Origin of the sequence: Bacillus cereus group sp. Bc061, from assembly GCF_027715825.1 — a bacterium.
GTDB lineage: Bacteria > Bacillota > Bacilli > Bacillales > Bacillaceae_G > Bacillus_A > Bacillus_A paranthracis.
Genome location: NZ_JAQFTZ010000003.1, coordinates 257836 through 274502, shown reverse-complemented (window position 1 = coordinate 274502; position 16667 = coordinate 257836). Strand labels below are relative to the sequence as shown.

Below are 16667 nucleotides of genomic sequence, written 5' to 3'. Positions count from 1 at the left end.
GGATACTACTTTTTGTTGCCTCTCAAAAAGAATATAGTCATCCGGTCTATTTCTTAATAATTGCGCATACTACAAGTATCCTTGTATGAATTATCTTTAAGGAGGAAAGTTTTGTGAAAGATAACTTCTATAAAGTCCTCTCTATGTGGATTTTACAAATTTTATTTTATTTTACAACTGTACATGTAACGCAATATGAGCATGCTCTCATTTTTACAATTATATATGTAATTGTTAATGTACTATTTCTATTTTTGCCTGATAAAACTGCATTTGTTTTCTTCATATTAGGAACCATTATTTCGGTATTCTACCTGTTCTACCAAGCATGGCTTTACTTATGGAGTACATCAGAACAATGGGAATACATTATTACTCACTTCCTAATGGCAGCAAATTTCTTCATTGTATATATCTCCACTCATCTATTAAAGAAGGTTATTCATGAAAATAAAGAATTAACCGAACGTGTGAGAACGTTAGAACAATACATCGGAGAATCGAAATTATTAACAAGACAAGAATTTGAGAGACGACAAGCATTATTAATCAATGCAATGAATCGTCGTAATGAAACAGGCGTTATGATTTATTTTGATTTCACTTCCTTTAGTAAATATACGAAGGAAAGTGTTATGGACCGTGTAGCTTCCTTATTAGTTGAAACGGTAAGAGCTGACTTTGACCTTGCTGCTAAATATGATAATAATACGCTCGTTATTTTATTACAAAATACAAATGAAGCCGGTGCTGACATTGTAATGAACCGCCTAAAGCCAAAAATGGAGCAATGGCTTGCTGCTGAAGCGATCCAAGATATAAAAATTTCACGCGAGCAAATTGGGAACAAAGGACAGACGTTATTATGATGACACTCGTTATACTTCTTTTATTCCTCCTGTTTTGCGTACTTGTTTTTTGGATTAGCATCACATTTTCGATTAAGTATGTACTTATTTTTACAGCCTTTCTATTCTCTGGCTTACTCGTTTACTATTCTTTCTTAACACTCGCAGGTTTAGTTCACCGAAGTAGGAAACGAAAAGATCGTACGCTAGAACATTACCCAAGCGTCGATATTTTAATACCAGCTCACAATGAAGGCGTCGTTATTAAAGATACTTTAGAGGCGATGGCAAAGATTGAATATCCAGGCAAACTAACTGTTTATTTATTAAACGATAACTCGCAAGATGAGACACCTGAAATTGGTGACGATTTTGACAAAGCTTATGCTCATATTCGTCACATTCGCGTTCCCCCTGGTGAACCAAAAGGAAAATCACGTGTATTAAACTATGGCCTTAGTATTTCAGATGGTGAATACTTCTGTGTTTATGATGCAGATAACCAGCCTGAACCACATGCATTGCGAATGCTTGTAGAACACGCTGAAACAACCGAGGATGCTGTTGGAGCTGTTGGGCATGTTCGTACTGTAAATGAAAAAAGAAACTGGCTAACACGAATGATTTCGTTAGAATTTCAAATCTTCCAGCTCCTTATGCAATCCGGACGCTGGTTACTATTCCAAACAGGTTCACTAACAGGAACAAACATGCTTCTTCGTCGCGCTGCATTAGAAGAGCTTGGCGGCTATGACCCTTATGCAATTGCTGAAGATGCTGAATTAACATTACGAATTACACAAAAAGGTTATCTCCTGCCAATCGTTCCAGAGTCAATTACATGGGAACAAGAACCTGAGCATTTAAAAATCCTTATTAAGCAGCGTACACGTTGGCTTCAAGGGAACTTGTACATTTTAGAAAAAATGTTTTCTTCATTAAGTTTCTTTAAAGGAAAACTGCTCGTCCATTCTTTACAACAAGTTTTAGTATATGTTGTATTTTGGTTATTCTTAATCATTTCGAACGTTTGGTTTGTAATTGGGTTACTCGGGATATTCCAAATTCAATATAGCATTCCGCTACTATTCATGTGGTATGTCGCATACGTTACATATGTTTCTCAATTATTTAGTGCCCAGAGTGTGGAACGAACCTTTACACCAACTAATATTTTTATTAGTGTGATCATGTACTTTACGTACGCACAGCTCTTTACGTACTTATTCATTCGTAGCTTAATTTTATACTTACGTGCAAAGAGCAAGAAACAAGTCATTGGCTGGGATAAAACTGTTCGATTCAAAAAAGATAAATAATAAAAATAAGCACAGAGCGCCGTATGCTCTGTGCTTATTTATTGCCGTATAAAATATATATCAGACAATACCCCTTAGCTGAAAGTAATTTCACGTCCATCCCCCAACGAACGATCGACCTTCATTTATATACGAAAAAGTGATTGCTATTTTTGTAGAACCAATTGCTTCTCTTGTTGCTCTTTACGCGTTTCAGTCTTAGGTTCCGTGCTTTCTTGGACACTACGATGTGCCACACGTTTCAAACAAATATGCTTCCACTTTCTTTCGTAACGTTTCATTATTCTAGATGTCCCCCTTGAATACGCTTTAAAACTATTTGAAATCGCTTACAGGAAATAATATAGCACATATATATAAACGTGACAACACATTTCCGACAATTTTTTGTCAAAAATACGAATAGAATTTGCAAAACATCGAACATTGTCGAAATATATCGATTTTCATTCGTATAAAAGGCATACTACTAATATAGTATGCCTTTTATTTCCCTTACTTGCAGTTCAAGTTCCTTCTATATAAAAAAGAGCTGATACATAATCAGCTCTTTTTCCTTCTATTATTTATGACGCTTCATACGCCCTTCTTTTTGTAACTCTTTAAATAATGCTGCCATCATAAAGAAAATAACGAAGACGAATGGGAATGCTGCAATGATAGCTGCCGTTTGTAAGGCCTCTAAGCCACCTACATATAATAAAATAGAAGCTAAGGCTGCTAAAACGATACCCCAGATCATTTTAATGCGGTTTGGCGGATTTAAACTACCATGTGTTGTTAACATTCCTAAAACGAATGTCGCTGAATCTGCAGATGTAATAAAGAATGTAGAAATAAGAAGAATAGCTAGAACAGATAAAGCCGATCCAAAGCTTCCCATCTGGTCAAACATAGCGAATAACCCTACTTCTGTTCCCATCTCTTTCACTTTTTCAAAAATATGTGCATCACCGAACAGCTCCATATGAATACCAGTTCCACCGAAAACAGAGAACCAAAGGGCACCAATTACGGTCGGTACGAGTAACACACCGATAACAAACTCACGAATGGTACGTCCTCGTGAAACACGAGCAATAAATGTACCTACGAATGGTGACCATGCAATCCACCATGCCCAATAGAAAATTGTCCACGATTGAATCCATTGGTTTCCACCTTCATCTAATGGACTTAATCGGAAACTCATGCTTGGTAATTCCTGAATGTAAGCACCAATTGTTGAGGTGAAGTAATTCATAATAAAGTTTGTTGGACCTGCAAATAATACAATAATCATAAGTGCAAATGCCAAAATAATATTCGTATTACTTAAATATTTAATTCCTTTATCAAGACCTGTTTGCGCAGATAACATAAATAACACTGTTACGATTGCAATAATAACTAACTGAGTCGTTAATGAATTCGGGATGGATGTTAAATAACTAACACCACCGGCAATTTGTTTTGCACCAAGACCTAATGATGTTGCCACGCCAAACACAGTCGCGAAAACAGCTAACACATCAAATAAATGAGCAATACGTCCATGGTCCCCGCCTTTAAATAACGGTCCTACTGTCGCACTAATTGTACTTGCTTTTCCTTTTCTAAAAGTAAAGTAAGCAATACAAAGCGCTACAAATGCATATAGTCCCCAAGGATGTAATCCCCAATGGAAAAATGAAAAACGCAGTGCAAGACGTGCACTTTCCTCAGTTGCACTCTCTCCAAACGGAGGTGCATACAAATGGTTTAATGGTTCCGCAACGCCCCAGAAGACTAAGCCGATACCCATACCAGCACTAAATAACATAGCAAACCATGTCATATAACTATAATCAGGCTCGTCATCATCTTTACCTAAACGAATAGAACCGTATTTCGAAACAATTAAAAAGATAGACACACCTAAAATAATAGAAACAGAAATAATATAGAACCATCCAAACTTACTAACTAATGCAGTTTGAATTGCGGTTGTTACATTTCCTAGGCTACCTTTTCCCATAATAGATTCGGGAATAATCCCCCAAAGTGTAAATGCAATACATAATGTTAATGAAACGATGAATGTTTTTGTCAGTTTCCTCATCAAATCCCCCTTCGTAGGTTTCACTTTTGTAAATAACATAAATTCCGATATGTAAAATCGGATAGAAAACTATGATTTTTGTGGTGTTTTTCTTACTTTCACCTTCACCAATTCGAATTCTTATGGACAGCCTTACCTTCCGTATAACCTTTTTCACTCTGCAAGAGCTATAAGATCGAAATACTGCTGTCAAATTGTGCGAGAAAAATGCGGATGGGAATATATTTCCCCAAAAAAAGGTGTGTTACAGATGTAAAAAAGGGCATTTTTCTTCCTTGCAACCCTTTCTTTTTGTAACAATTATGCGGTTTTTTTGCTAGTATATAGCACGTGTTTATAATTTCACAAATGAAATGTTTATGTTTATATAACTATATTACCCATAAAACGGTAAAATACTCAAGGAATGTAATCGTTTAGTAAACATCATGTAACACTCCTGTAATATTTTTATTTACGTCGAAAACAATATGTTGTATTAAATATTTTGAATATAAGTAGAAACCTACTAATCATATAGAATGAAAAACGCTTTCCTATATTTTTTGTTATATTACAGCATGTTAACGACTTATTACGAATGGTTTGTAATTGTGTGTTTTCCCCAAATCCGAAAAAATCTGTTGCTATAATGAGGACACGAAAACAAACGCAATGGAGGCTATCATGAAAAAATTAATTGGTATAGCAACAGCAGCAGTTTTTGGTCTTGGGATTTTCACATCATCTGCTAATGCAGAAACTGTTGTAACAACAGACGTACTAAATGTACGCGAAAACCCTACTACTGAATCAAAAGTTGTCGGTAAATTACTAAACGGTAATAAAATAGATGTTCAAAATACAGAGAACGGATGGTCAAAAATCACTTTAGATGGTAAAGACGCATTCGTAAGTGCAGAGTTCACTAAAAGCATCTACTACGTAACAGCTAACGTATTAAACGTACGTGCTGAAGCGAACACAAACTCAGAAATTCTTGGGACGCTTAAGAAAGATGATATGATTGAAACAACGAACCAAGTACAAAATGAGTGGTTACAATTCGAATATAACGGAAAAACAGCTTACGTTCACGTTCCTTTCTTAACAGGTACAGCACCTGTTATTGAGAAACAAGAACAACCTGCTCCTGCTAAAGCTGTAGCACCAGCTAAAGCACCTGCAGCACAAGCAAAACAAGCTGCTAAGCCTGCTGTAAAAGCTGCTAACACTAGCGCACCTGCTGGTGGTCGTGAGTTAACAGTTGTAGCTACAGCATATACAGCTCATCCGAGCGAAAACGGTGGCACATATGGCGGCCGTGTATTAACTGCAATGGGTCATGACTTAACAGCGAACCCAAACATGAAAATGATCGCTGTTGATCCGAAAGTAATCCCATTAGGATCTAAAGTATGGGTAGAAGGTTACGGAGAAGCTATCGCTGGAGATACTGGCGGTGCAATTAAAGGTAACCGTATCGACATCCTACTTGGATCAGATAGCGCTGCTCAAAAATGGGGCCGCAAAACTGTTAAAGTGAAAATTTTAAAATAACCAATGACTGCTAAGGCCAGTTCTCTTTGTTGAGAGCTGGCTTTTATTTTTTATATAATACATATAAGGAGGTTATACCCATGAATGTACAAGCAAAAGTAGACTGGATCGGTACACCAAAACCGTATATATATAAAGATGAAGTAACATATGACGCTACTTCTATTGATTTTTCACTCACAAATGATGACAATCGCTATAAATTAATTGTGCTCAGTTCTGAAGAAAATACACATTACAAAATCGTCCAATATGGAATCAAACCCGGCTCACAAAAACCATTTCCTATCGACATTCCATTCGAACAAAACATGTTACCAATTATAGAGCAAATATTACATGATCCGTATGTACAAGCGATATTAAAGGAAACGCGCTTCTAATCGTAAAAAGGCTATCTCTATAATTGAGATAGCCTTTTTATATTAGCGAGTTGGACCAGATATTTCCTCTGATTTCAACGTATTATTTGCTCCAAGAGAATGATATAGTATATTTCCATTCCCATCCACTGTTACAATATGATCATTACTAAAGCTCTTAAGTTTAACAGAGCCATCACCATAACGAATATGGTACTCTTCATATGTCGTTACTTTATATTTCGTAGCACTTTGACGCTCTACACTACGAACTTCCATTGTTAATAAGTCTTCTGTAATTCCTTTTTTGTATAAATATTGTAAATACTCACGGTCCTGTTTATAAGATGGTCCGCTCTTATCATAATTATTTGCGATAATACTAAAATCATTTGATGAAATCGCACGTACATTATCATAAATATGTGTTCGTACAAATTCACCAGCTGCTGAGCTCGATATTTCTTTTACGCTTGGCGTTTCTTTTGGGAACTTTAAATAATATGTGCTTTGATCCCCAACTTTGATACTTTCGGATTTAATGGTACCAACCTCTGTGTTTTTCTCTAAATGCACTTCTATCGTTTCATCTGTCGCTACAGGTCCCAATTTATAACTTCCGTTACTCAATTTCCCACGCTTTTTACCATTCACAAAAACAGTTGCTTCATTTTCATCAGAAGAGATAGTTACATAATTTCCTTCAAGTGATAAATTCACTTCTACTGTCCCTTTCTTTTCGTCTGCTAAATCCACTTCTTTTTCTGTCTCTAATTGAGTAAGTTCTGCTTTCGCCTTTGCCTTCACAACATAAGAACCTGGGAAATATGGCCCTAATTCTTTTGAAGTTTTACTACTAGAAAGCTCTATTTCTTTTTTATCATTTACATATATTTCAGCATTCTTCGCGGTTGTGCTAACATTCATGTAGTACGATTTCATATTGAACTTATACTTCGGATATAAGAACCATTCTTTCCCGTCCTCTATAATTCTCCCATCTTCAAAGGATACTGTACCACCTACTGAATCTTTAGTTATCGCCTCTTTTTGCAAGTAGTATAGTAATGCTTTATTGTACGAAGGGTTGTCTTTTAAATAACGTATGTATGCCTGAATGTCTTCTGACTTCACCTTTAGACCTGGATCATCTACTTTCACAAACTCATCTATTGCACTAACATCGTTTTTTTGGAATGCCTCAAGCATTTCATTTACTTGCTTCTCTTTTGAAAATTTATATGCCCCGAATTGATATACTCCAAATAGTAAAGCAGCAATTACGATGAAACCAATGAAAAGAAATATATTTTTCTTACTTCGTACTGGTCGTGTCTCTCGCTGTATCTCCTCACTAGAAGCAACCATACTTGCCGAAGTATCTTCTGATTTATTGCGGCATCTAGGGCAAAAATTCAAATGACCTGCAAACTGTTCCTTACAAGTTTCACAAAACTTCAATATGCTCTCCCCCAATTTTTCTCTAACTTTATTGTGATACAATAAAGCTTATACTTTTTCTATAGCAGGTAATTTCAGCCTTCCTTATTCACTTTACTCCCCCAATTCGGGCCTTCTTTCTCCCTATAAACATTATATATATTACCATGATTTTCAAGTTGTGTAATCCAAATTTCATTTTTTCTGTTTTGGGCATTTTTTGTTTATAATGGTAAAGGAAAGAAATATGTGTACGGAGGAATATTATGCTGCAACACTCAATTACGAAAGATGAAATTATGATGATTGCGAATGAGTTCGTTCAAGGACTAGATCCACAGCAAACAGCTGATCAGGAACATGTCGCTACAGCTCGGCACCTATATCGTAGTGGTGTTGTCTACAACGTTGACTTTGATGGCTATACGCTATCAGGAACTGTAGATGCTGAAGGCAGCGTATATAGCGTCCATATCCCGATTCGTAACGTAGCTGAAAGCTATTGCGATTGCTTCGCACCAACGCAATGTGAGCATATGCTCGCTGTGTTACTATCGGCAGCATCTAGTTTCGGGCAAGTAGGAGATGTATTAACTTTATTCAAAAATAATACGAAACCTTCCCTTCCTCCTATTCGAACTGCAAGACAAGTATTGCAATCATCAGCTTTTGAAGAAACGGATTATAAAAGTTGGCAATCCTATTTTGATAACGAATATGAATCATTTAAAAAAGAACAAGCTCGGCTTACTTATAAACAAATGTATTTTCTTATGAGTATTTTTACGGACTTCTATACGAAACTCGAGCGGAAAGCCCCGCGTATCGTTGTAATACATGAATTGTTCAGGCTACATGCAGCGCTTTATTGCTTTCAAAAATTATTAGAAGAAATTCAGGACTTTGAAGCAAATAAAACGTATTCTTATCATCAGCCTGTTAACGTCGTTCGCCTATTTGTAGATAAAGTGGAATCCATCGTTCAGGACTTACAATCAGAATCGATTCCTTCAGAGTCTAAATCAATTCTGCAAGAAACAGCTCGTCTCGTTCACGAAGTATTTTTCTCCACCGATGCCTATACGCAAGAGAGGTTCTTTATTTATCGTCACATATGGAGTGAACTGTTACACAATAACGAGCAACTACAAGAAGAAGAAAAACGAATCGATACGAAAATGAATCCACTTTCCAAAGCATTAGCATCTTCTCATCTACTCTTTTTAAATGACGAAGATCGATTAGCGATGGACTTACTAAAGAAACAACCTGCTTCTGTTGTAAGTCTGTACTTCTATTGGTTAGAGGAATTATTAAATGCAATGAAATGGGATCGTGCGAAAAACTGGCTTTCCTTTACGTATAAACAAGTGAAGAAAACGATACATGAGCACGAAAATACAATTTTCATAAAAGATATCGTTCGCTTATTCGTCATCATGTATGAAACATATGCAACCCATACAAATGAACAAGCAGGACTCGAAATGATTTTGCAAGAGCTATTACCATATAGTTTCGCAAACTATGAACAATACGTACTGGCGAAAAAGCAGTATCGCACATGGGCAGAACTTCAGCTCTTACACGGTTTTGAAGCAATTGAACTTTTGAAAGAACCGCTGAAAGATATTGAGAAGGAAGCACCAGAAGCAGCCCTTCCTCTTTATCACCTTGCTGCTACCGAAGCTATTGAAGAGCGAAATCGCAAATCATATAGACGTGCAGTTCGTTACTTAAAGAAATTACGTACATTATATAAACGATTAAAGCGTACCGATGAATGGGATGCTTTCATTATTCACATCGCAAACTTACATTCACGTCTGCGTGCACTACAAGAGGAATTACGGAAAGGAAAATTAATCGATGATCAATCAAACTGAAGTAACAATTAGGCTCCAGCACGTTAGTCACGGTTGGTTCCTTTGGGGAGAAGATGATAGCGGTACTCCATTATCCGTAACAAGTTGGAAACGAAATGCATTTACATGGCACTCCACTTCCTTCTACGGCACGTTTCTAAAAGAAGCAAGCTTTGAAGGAAGACAAGGTGTTATGCTAACAAACGCACAAGCATTTGAATACATCGCGAATAAACCGATGAACTCCTTTGCCCGTATTCAAATGAACGGCCCTATTACAGCACTTACGGAAGATGCGAACGAATTGTGGGATGCCTTCACAAGCGGTAGCTTCGTACCTGATATGGAGCGCTGGCCTAAACAACCATCTTGGAAAGTTCAAAATACTCCAATCGAAGATGAAACATTGGCATCTCTTTTCTCGGCTGCAGTAAATGAAAGCATATTACAAGATAACCGTTCAAATGACGGATGGGAAGATGCAAAGAGACTTTATGAACATTACGACTTTACGAAAAGACAATTAGACGCAGCACTACATGAAGAAGATTGGCTTCGAAAAATTGGTTACATTGAAGATGACCTTCCCTTTACAATCGGACTACGACTACAAGAGCCGCAAGAAGAATTTGAAATGTGGAAGCTTGAAACAATTGTTACACCCAAGCGCGGGGCACATCGCATATATGTATATGAAAGTATCGATTCTTTACCAAAACGATGGCACGATTATGAAGAACGTATTCTTGAAACACAAGAAAGCTTCAGTAAGCTCGTACCGTGGTTAAAAGAAGGGGATACATTCCGAAGTGAACTCTTTGAAACAGAAGCGTGGAACTTCTTAACAGAAGCAAGTAACGAATTACTCGCCGCAGGTATTACAATCTTATTACCATCGTGGTGGCAAAATTTAAAAGCGACAAAACCAAAATTACGTGTGCAACTGAAGCAAAATGCTACGCAAACGCAATCTTTCTTCGGCATGAATACACTCGTTAATTTTGACTGGCGCATTTCAACGAACGGCATTGATTTATCAGAAAGCGAATTTTTTGAACTCGTTGAACAAAACAAACGGTTATTCAATATAAATGGTCAATGGATGCGACTAGATCCAGCCTTTATTGAAGAAGTACGAAAGCTCATGAATCGTGCTGATAAGTATGGACTTGAAATGAAAGATGTCCTTCAGCAACATTTATCAAACACTGCTGAAACAGAAATTGTAGAAGAGGATAGCCCATTTACTGATATTGAAATTGAACTAGATGGATATTATGAAGATCTATTCCAAAAACTATTGCACATTGGAGATATTCCGAAAGTAGATGTCCCTTCTTCACTAAACGCAACACTCCGCCCGTATCAACAACATGGCATTGAGTGGTTATTATATTTAAGAAAGCTTGGATTCGGTGCATTATTAGCTGACGACATGGGACTTGGAAAAAGTATTCAAACGATCACTTACTTACTATATATAAAAGAAAACAATCTCCAAACAGGTCCTGCTTTAATCGTGGCTCCGACATCTGTTCTTGGAAATTGGCAAAAAGAATTTGAGCGTTTCGCACCGAATTTACGTGTTCAGTTACATTATGGAAGTAACCGAGCTAAAGGGGAATCCTTTAAAGATTTCCTTCAATCAGCAGATGTTGTATTAACGTCTTATGCATTAGCTCAGCTTGATGAGGAAGAACTTAGTACGTTATGCTGGGATGCTGTTATTTTGGATGAAGCACAAAATATTAAAAACCCACATACGAAACAGTCTAAAGCAGTGCGAAACTTACAAGCAAATCACAAAATCGCATTAACTGGAACACCGATGGAAAACCGCCTTGCCGAGCTTTGGTCTATTTTCGACTTCATTAATCATGGATATCTTGGCAGCTTAGGACAATTCCAGCGCCGCTTCGTCTCACCGATTGAAAAGGACCGTGACGAAGGAAAAATCCAACAAGTTCAACGTTTTATCTCGCCGTTTTTACTGCGTCGTACGAAGAAAGATCAAACAGTCGCATTAAACTTACCAGATAAACAAGAACAGAAAGCTTACTGTCCACTAACTGGTGAACAAGCTTCCTTATATGAACAACTTGTTCAAGATACATTGCAAAATATAGAAGGATTAAGCGGAATTGAACGACGCGGATTTATATTACTCATGCTGAACAAACTTAAACAAATTTGTAATCACCCAGCTCTTTATTTAAAAGAAACAGAACCGAAAGACATCATCGAACGTTCCATGAAAACGAGCACGCTCATGGAACTTATTGAAAATATAAAAGATCAAAATGAAAGTTGTTTAATCTTCACGCAATACATTGGTATGGGGAACATGCTAAAAGATGTGTTAGAAAAACATTTCGGTCAGCGCGTCCTCTTCTTAAACGGTAGTGTACCGAAGAAAGAACGTGACAAAATGATCGAACAGTTCCAAAACGGAACGTATGACATCTTCATTTTATCGTTAAAAGCAGGTGGTACAGGGTTAAACTTAACAGCTGCCAACCATGTCATTCACTACGATCGTTGGTGGAATCCAGCGGTAGAAAACCAAGCAACAGATCGTGCATATCGTATTGGTCAAAAGCGTTTCGTTCACGTTCATAAACTGATTACAACGGGGACACTTGAAGAGAAAATCGATGAAATGTTAGAAAGAAAACAGTCATTAAACAATGCCGTCATTACAAGCGATAGTTGGATGACAGAACTATCTACAGATGAGCTAAAAGAATTACTTGGTGTATAAACAAAAGGAGCTAATCTTTTCGAGATTAGCTCCTTTTTCTATTCCAAAACCAATTACTTATTATAATACCTGTTAATCCGCCGCACGTATCCAGTAATGAATCTTGCCACATCGGTGTACGATCGCCCGTAAACCATTGATGAATTTCATCAAATGTTGCATATCCCGCAACGAAAAGGAGAGCGTATATAAAACACCTTTTTCTCGAACAACCTGATCGATGAAAAGCGTAATACGTCAATGAACCGAGCATAAAGAACACCATAAAATGAGCACCTTTACGAAGGAAAAACTCAATAAATCCACCTACACCTTTATTTGCAATACTAACAGGTGTACCACCGCCGTAATCGATAGATACCCATGAAAAATGCTCTTTCACAAACTCCACATTTACATATTGTTCAATATCCGAACGCATATCCTGCTTTTTATACGGTTGTGCCGAGGAATAGAAAATCAGCCCCATCCATAGTAAAACAGGAATCCAAAATAACCATTTACGATTCATTCTTCCGAAACCCCTCTCTTATTCTTTTAAGAGTACCAAAAAAAAGAATAAATTTCACGCCAAAACATGACATTTGCATCCTATTTATATAGTGAAAGGGGGTGATAAACATGGCAGTCGAAACAATCGTAATGGATTTAACTTTACGTCTCGTCTTAAACAATGGATTAGATAAGAATGGAAAAACAGTTTTTAAGAACAAACAATTTAAGCGCGTAAAAACAAACGCAAACTTAGAGAAAGTACAAACCGTAGCTCGTGCTCTAGCTTCTCTACAAGCATCACCACTTCACGCTGTACAACTTGTTAGCACATCAGATCTTTCTAACCTTTAAGGTGGCAATGTAATCAGTGGGGATGTCCCCACTGATTACAAGATAAATAAAAAGGAGGAATCAACGTATGCAAGTACTAGAATTAATTTTCGCGAAAGAAGATGGAAAAACAGTTGTCTTTTCTATCGAGAAGCCGATCACACCTATTGATGCACAAGTCGTAAATCAAGTAATGGATACGATCCTTGCCTCGTCTGTATTTTCATCAATTAATGAAAATACCCGAAAAAAAGGAGCTCGTCTCGTAGAAAGGACTGTATCTGAAGTTCCTATTACCTTATAGACAAAAAGACGAATCTGCATCATTTTGCAGATTCGTCTTTTTTCTTCGGCATTTCAATTGGAATAAAGATTTTTGAAAAACCGACGCATACATATTTATAATGTTCTCCGCCGATATCAAATTCCGTCTTATATGTTGAGAAGAATATATAATCATCTCGCTTCGTATAATGATCGATTAATAATCCAACTTGTGGCTCAACATATTTTTTCGCCAACTTCTTACCAGCCGATGCTAAATCGCCAAGGAGACCCTCTTCATTTTCCTTTTGAACTTCATCTAGCTTCTTACTTACATCATTACGTTTCATAAACTGCTTTGCTGCCCAATCTGTATATTCACCTTTACTCGGATTACTATTTGCTAAATATACTAGAAGAACAACAACTAGAGCCATAATAATATACCTTTTCTTCATACTATCTCACCGCCTACTCTTTTCTATTTTCATATATATGTACAAGCGATGCAAATTAGAAAGACTATCATCTATTGATTGTAAACGAATAACCAAAGTTTACAATACGAAACAGAATATTAACAATCAATTTACTTAATTAGTATATAATTATATATAGAATTATCACTATTTATAAAGGGGGAGTCAAATTTATGAATGACGAAAATGCTATTATTATTTCTAATTCAACAATGATGTTAGAACCTTGCAAGCACCCTTCTTATTACACAAAAGTGATCGACAGTAGTGGGAACCATCTTTACTCCTGTCAAACCGCTCTCCAGCTCATAAAAAAATCTTGTTTAACCAATGTTCACTCTACTTATCAAGGCAGACGGAAAGCAGTTCAAACAAACTTTCATTTCAAACAAAATGTCCCGATTCCAATTAATCATCGAGAATATATTTGTGCTTTCCCAACAGAGTCTCCTTCTTCTCCAAACTGTATATGGCTGTTTTATAACCATATAGATGACATAGAGTTTTTCAAAAAAAGTAAAAAAGCTACCATTCATTTTTCAAATGGCACAACTACAACTATACATATCAGTCCCCATAAGTTAAAACAACAATTATTAAAAGCTGGATATGTATTATCACGTATGAACATGCAAGATTCACTACAATTCAAAAACCTCTTATTACATTTACTACCTTAACAAAATAAGTAGAATGGAAAGCAATATCTCTTGCCTTCCATTCTTATGATACTATTTATCCTCTTAAGCTATTTCGCATTTTCTCAAGCGCCTGCCGATATATCCACCTCACTTGATAATAGGTCATCTCTGTCTCTAAAGCGATTTCCCCCATCGTCTTTCCTACAAAAAAACGTTCAAAAATAATATACTTCTCCTTCTCATCTAATACACTCATAAAATCCTTCACTTTCATTTCAATATCTTCAAAACGAAAGATATCCTCATACTCTCCTACACATACACACTTTTCTTGCACTGTGAATTCTTTTTTCAACCTCTCTAATATATAACCACGTACCGTTACAACTGCATATGCAGGAAAGCTCCCTTTCTCCGCATCAAACTTTTCATACGCATGCCAAAGACCGATTAACCCACATTGATAATACTCTTCATAATCTTGATAAATCCCTAACTTCTTTATTTGATTCACAATCATACCTTCATACAACACAACTGCCTCTTTAAAAGTCGCTGGTTTCACACAGTACCCGTTTCTAAAAGGTATACCTTTCTAATATTCCGCGGTACCTTCACAATATAAAAATAAAGAAAGGATTTCACTGTGGGTAATTTTAAATACTATCACCGAAATTTGAAATTACATGAAGTAGAATTTGAAATTCTGTTAGTGGTATTTGAAATAGGGGTAAAAATAAAAAAGGTGACTCCGAAGAGCCACCTTTTTTATTTTATTTCCTTATTGGAACATACCTTGTAAAGCTCCCATTCCAAGAGTTAAGACAAAGAAAACAATAGTAATAATTGTTGCCTGTTTTTTAGTTAAGCCTGCTGTAATTTGAAGACCTAGCCATGTAACCACATATCCCCAAATCGTAAACACTTCAAATTTACTTACAATACCTTTTACAACACCACTACTCGAGGCGAAAATTGGTCCTAGGCCAGTGTACATTTCTTGACCCGATCCACCTAAAATATAGGCTAAAATTATATTTATTAATACACCAATTAATGAAATAACACTTGAATATACAGTAATCGTCAATAATTTTTTATAAGAAGTATCATTGCTCATAAACACCATTAATACTTTATACACTACAGCACTTATTAAGAAACTAAATCCCATACCAAGAGCACCTACACCGAATCCCATACCATATGTCATTCCAGCTGAAACAGTAACACCTAGTTCCTTATTAAGCTTAATAGCTTCAGGTGTTAGAGAATATACATAAGCAGCAAATCCCCCAACAAGTCCACCTAATAAAACAAGTATCCAAAATGCACCCCAAACTGCATTACTAGTCTTCATTCTCTCAAACTGTTCACCTGGAGAAGTAATCATTCCAAATAATGATGGCTTTTTTGAACCTGCATCTTGCGTATTAATATTCGTTTCCATTATAACGCCTCCTTATTTATACTGGCATATTTGGTAAAAATGCCGCAATTAACATAACAATTGCTGCTAAGAATAATGCTTTAATGATAAATAAAACGATAATCGGAATAGCTGCTTTTACTTTACTTACTCCCGCTGTAATTTGTAGTCCTAACCAAATTAAAACGATATTCCATAAATAGAACACTTCAATTGTATTACCGATTCCATAAGCGAGTGAACCTTGCTCAAATAGTGGTCCTAAACTTGTATATGCATTTGGTGCTTCACCTAAAATTAAAGCTATAATTCCATTAATAAATCCACCAATAATAACAACAATGTTCGCATATACAATAATCGTTACTAGTTTTTTATAAGGGGTATCATTCCCATAGAACATCATAAATATTTTATAAATAGCTGCAACAATGAACGTTACCAGCATACCACCTATAGTACCCGACACAAGACTGGAAATAACATCGGATGTCAGTGAACTCTGTCCCGCAAATTCACCTAGTTCTTTTTTCACTCTCACCATCTCAGGTGACGTATTCGTAACGTACGTAGTAAAAGCACTTAAAAGCCCTTGTAATAGCGCCATTAAGAAGAACATACCCCAAACTTTCTCGCTCGTCTGCATTCTCTCAAACTGTAAACCAGGGGAAGTAATCATTCCAAACAATGACGGTCTCTCTCCGCCAGCTTTTTGTGTATTCACATTAGCTTCCATTATACGCCTCCTTCTATGTATATAACCCGTTCTAACGGGCGGTTCACTTCCTCATATAGAGGCTACGAACCGCCCACTA

At 36.5% G+C, this 16667-nt stretch carries 17 protein-coding genes; 9 read left to right on the top strand and 8 right to left on the bottom strand.

From position 1 onward, the window contains the following. The first annotated feature begins 113 nt into the window (after nt 1-113). The gene (locus PDQ40_RS15655) at nt 114-869 is read left to right on the top strand and encodes a GGDEF domain-containing protein (protein WP_000654292.1); all 756 of its coding nucleotides are present in this window, start codon (nt 114-116) and stop codon (nt 867-869) included. Then, a complete protein-coding gene (locus tag PDQ40_RS15650; RefSeq protein ID WP_000988773.1) occupies nt 866-2167 on the top strand; it encodes a glycosyltransferase family 2 protein in 1302 nt (433 codons plus the stop codon). The genes PDQ40_RS15655 and PDQ40_RS15650 overlap by 4 nt, the downstream gene beginning before the upstream one ends. 146 nt (nt 2168-2313) lie before the next feature. Here PDQ40_RS15650 and PDQ40_RS15645 read toward each other — a convergent pair whose 3' ends face one another. Next, a complete protein-coding gene (locus tag PDQ40_RS15645; RefSeq protein WP_000833067.1) occupies nt 2314-2448 on the bottom strand; it encodes a hypothetical protein in 135 nt (44 codons plus the stop codon). A 281-nt stretch (nt 2449-2729) separates the two neighbouring features. Beyond that, nucleotides 2730-4247, bottom strand: a complete 1518-nt coding sequence (gene opuD / locus PDQ40_RS15640; protein WP_001230133.1) for a glycine betaine transporter OpuD — start codon at nt 4245-4247, stop codon at nt 2730-2732. 666 nt (nt 4248-4913) lie between these two features. Here opuD and PDQ40_RS15635 point away from each other — a divergent pair. After that, complete coding sequence (locus PDQ40_RS15635) at nt 4914-5786, top strand: cell wall-binding protein EntA (protein WP_000733324.1); 873 nt, start codon at nt 4914-4916, stop codon at nt 5784-5786. An 80-nt stretch (nt 5787-5866) separates the two neighbouring features. Beyond that, nucleotides 5867-6169: a DUF3910 family protein gene (locus tag PDQ40_RS15630; protein ID WP_001102534.1), complete on the top strand. Its 303-nt coding sequence runs from the start codon at nt 5867-5869 to the stop codon at nt 6167-6169. 42 nt (nt 6170-6211) lie between these two features. Here PDQ40_RS15630 and PDQ40_RS15625 read toward each other — a convergent pair whose 3' ends face one another. Beyond that, nucleotides 6212-7609 (bottom strand): zinc ribbon domain-containing protein, encoded by a 1398-nt coding sequence (locus PDQ40_RS15625; RefSeq protein ID WP_000666846.1) that lies wholly within the window; start codon nt 7607-7609, stop codon nt 6212-6214. A gap of 245 nt (nt 7610-7854) precedes the next feature. On the opposite strand from PDQ40_RS15625, the gene PDQ40_RS15620 reads away from it, so the two are divergent. Together PDQ40_RS15620 and PDQ40_RS15615 are read left to right on the top strand one after the other, a co-directional pair. Further along, a complete protein-coding gene (locus tag PDQ40_RS15620; protein WP_270691495.1) occupies nt 7855-9474 on the top strand; it encodes an SWIM zinc finger family protein in 1620 nt (539 codons plus the stop codon). Further along, the gene (locus PDQ40_RS15615; RefSeq protein WP_270691494.1) at nt 9458-12214 is read left to right on the top strand and encodes a DEAD/DEAH box helicase; all 2757 of its coding nucleotides are present in this window, start codon (nt 9458-9460) and stop codon (nt 12212-12214) included. Before PDQ40_RS15620 ends, PDQ40_RS15615 begins: the two co-directional genes overlap by 17 nt. A gap of 25 nt (nt 12215-12239) precedes the next feature. Here PDQ40_RS15615 and PDQ40_RS15610 read toward each other — a convergent pair whose 3' ends face one another. After that, on the bottom strand, nt 12240-12725 hold the full coding sequence (locus PDQ40_RS15610; protein WP_001080713.1) for a VanZ family protein: 486 nt from the start codon (nt 12723-12725) through the stop codon (nt 12240-12242). A 110-nt stretch (nt 12726-12835) separates the two neighbouring features. On the opposite strand from PDQ40_RS15610, the gene PDQ40_RS15605 reads away from it, so the two are divergent. Further along, nucleotides 12836-13060: a DUF1659 domain-containing protein gene (locus tag PDQ40_RS15605; RefSeq protein WP_000257701.1), complete on the top strand. Its 225-nt coding sequence runs from the start codon at nt 12836-12838 to the stop codon at nt 13058-13060. A gap of 67 nt (nt 13061-13127) precedes the next feature. Beyond that, complete coding sequence (locus PDQ40_RS15600) at nt 13128-13343, top strand: DUF2922 domain-containing protein (protein ID WP_001197597.1); 216 nt, start codon at nt 13128-13130, stop codon at nt 13341-13343. 19 nt (nt 13344-13362) lie between these two features. Here the strand turns inward: PDQ40_RS15600 and PDQ40_RS15595 are convergent, their stop codons facing one another. Further along, on the bottom strand, nt 13363-13761 hold the full coding sequence (locus tag PDQ40_RS15595; protein ID WP_000747726.1) for a DUF4359 domain-containing protein: 399 nt from the start codon (nt 13759-13761) through the stop codon (nt 13363-13365). Between the two features lie 194 nt (nt 13762-13955). Between PDQ40_RS15595 and PDQ40_RS15590 the strand changes: the two genes are divergently transcribed. Continuing rightward, entirely contained in the window at nt 13956-14462 is a 507-nt protein-coding gene (locus PDQ40_RS15590) for a competence protein ComK (protein WP_000997432.1), read from the top strand. A gap of 55 nt (nt 14463-14517) precedes the next feature. Here PDQ40_RS15590 and PDQ40_RS15585 read toward each other — a convergent pair whose 3' ends face one another. The 3 genes from PDQ40_RS15585 to PDQ40_RS15575 all read right to left on the bottom strand — a co-directional run bounded on the left by PDQ40_RS15585 (nt 14518) and on the right by PDQ40_RS15575 (nt 16588). Continuing rightward, nucleotides 14518-14988 carry a sigma-70 family RNA polymerase sigma factor gene (locus tag PDQ40_RS15585; RefSeq protein WP_000801289.1) on the bottom strand — a complete coding sequence of 157 codons (471 nt, stop codon included), beginning with the start codon at nt 14986-14988 and terminating at the stop codon, nt 14518-14520. Nucleotides 14989-15204: 216 nt separating this feature from the next. After that, on the bottom strand, nt 15205-15873 hold the full coding sequence (locus PDQ40_RS15580) for a Yip1 family protein (protein ID WP_270691493.1): 669 nt from the start codon (nt 15871-15873) through the stop codon (nt 15205-15207). A gap of 16 nt (nt 15874-15889) precedes the next feature. After that, a complete protein-coding gene (locus PDQ40_RS15575; protein WP_270691492.1) occupies nt 15890-16588 on the bottom strand; it encodes a Yip1 family protein in 699 nt (232 codons plus the stop codon). Nucleotides 16589-16667 lie beyond the last annotated feature (79 nt).

Bases quoted from the DNA above. Each gene is read 5' to 3' on its own strand.
- PDQ40_RS15650 (WP_000988773.1), top strand. From the start codon at position 866: ATGATGACACTCGTTATACTTCTTTTATTCCTCCTGTTTTGCGTACTT.
- PDQ40_RS15645 (WP_000833067.1), bottom strand. From the start codon at position 2,448: ATGAAACGTTACGAAAGAAAGTGGAAGCATATTTGTTTGAAACGTGTG.
- opuD (WP_001230133.1), bottom strand. From the start codon at position 4,247: ATGAGGAAACTGACAAAAACATTCATCGTTTCATTAACATTATGTATT.
- PDQ40_RS15635 (WP_000733324.1), top strand. From the start codon at position 4,914: ATGAAAAAATTAATTGGTATAGCAACAGCAGCAGTTTTTGGTCTTGGG.
- PDQ40_RS15630 (WP_001102534.1), top strand. From the start codon at position 5,867: ATGAATGTACAAGCAAAAGTAGACTGGATCGGTACACCAAAACCGTAT.
- PDQ40_RS15620 (WP_270691495.1), top strand. From the start codon at position 7,855: ATGCTGCAACACTCAATTACGAAAGATGAAATTATGATGATTGCGAAT.
- PDQ40_RS15615 (WP_270691494.1), top strand. From the start codon at position 9,458: ATGATCAATCAAACTGAAGTAACAATTAGGCTCCAGCACGTTAGTCAC.
- PDQ40_RS15610 (WP_001080713.1), bottom strand. From the start codon at position 12,725: ATGAATCGTAAATGGTTATTTTGGATTCCTGTTTTACTATGGATGGGG.
- PDQ40_RS15605 (WP_000257701.1), top strand. From the start codon at position 12,836: ATGGCAGTCGAAACAATCGTAATGGATTTAACTTTACGTCTCGTCTTA.
- PDQ40_RS15600 (WP_001197597.1), top strand. From the start codon at position 13,128: ATGCAAGTACTAGAATTAATTTTCGCGAAAGAAGATGGAAAAACAGTT.
- PDQ40_RS15595 (WP_000747726.1), bottom strand. From the start codon at position 13,761: ATGAAGAAAAGGTATATTATTATGGCTCTAGTTGTTGTTCTTCTAGTA.
- PDQ40_RS15590 (WP_000997432.1), top strand. From the start codon at position 13,956: ATGAATGACGAAAATGCTATTATTATTTCTAATTCAACAATGATGTTA.
- PDQ40_RS15580 (WP_270691493.1), bottom strand. From the start codon at position 15,873: ATGGAAACGAATATTAATACGCAAGATGCAGGTTCAAAAAAGCCATCA.
- PDQ40_RS15575 (WP_270691492.1), bottom strand. From the start codon at position 16,588: ATGGAAGCTAATGTGAATACACAAAAAGCTGGCGGAGAGAGACCGTCA.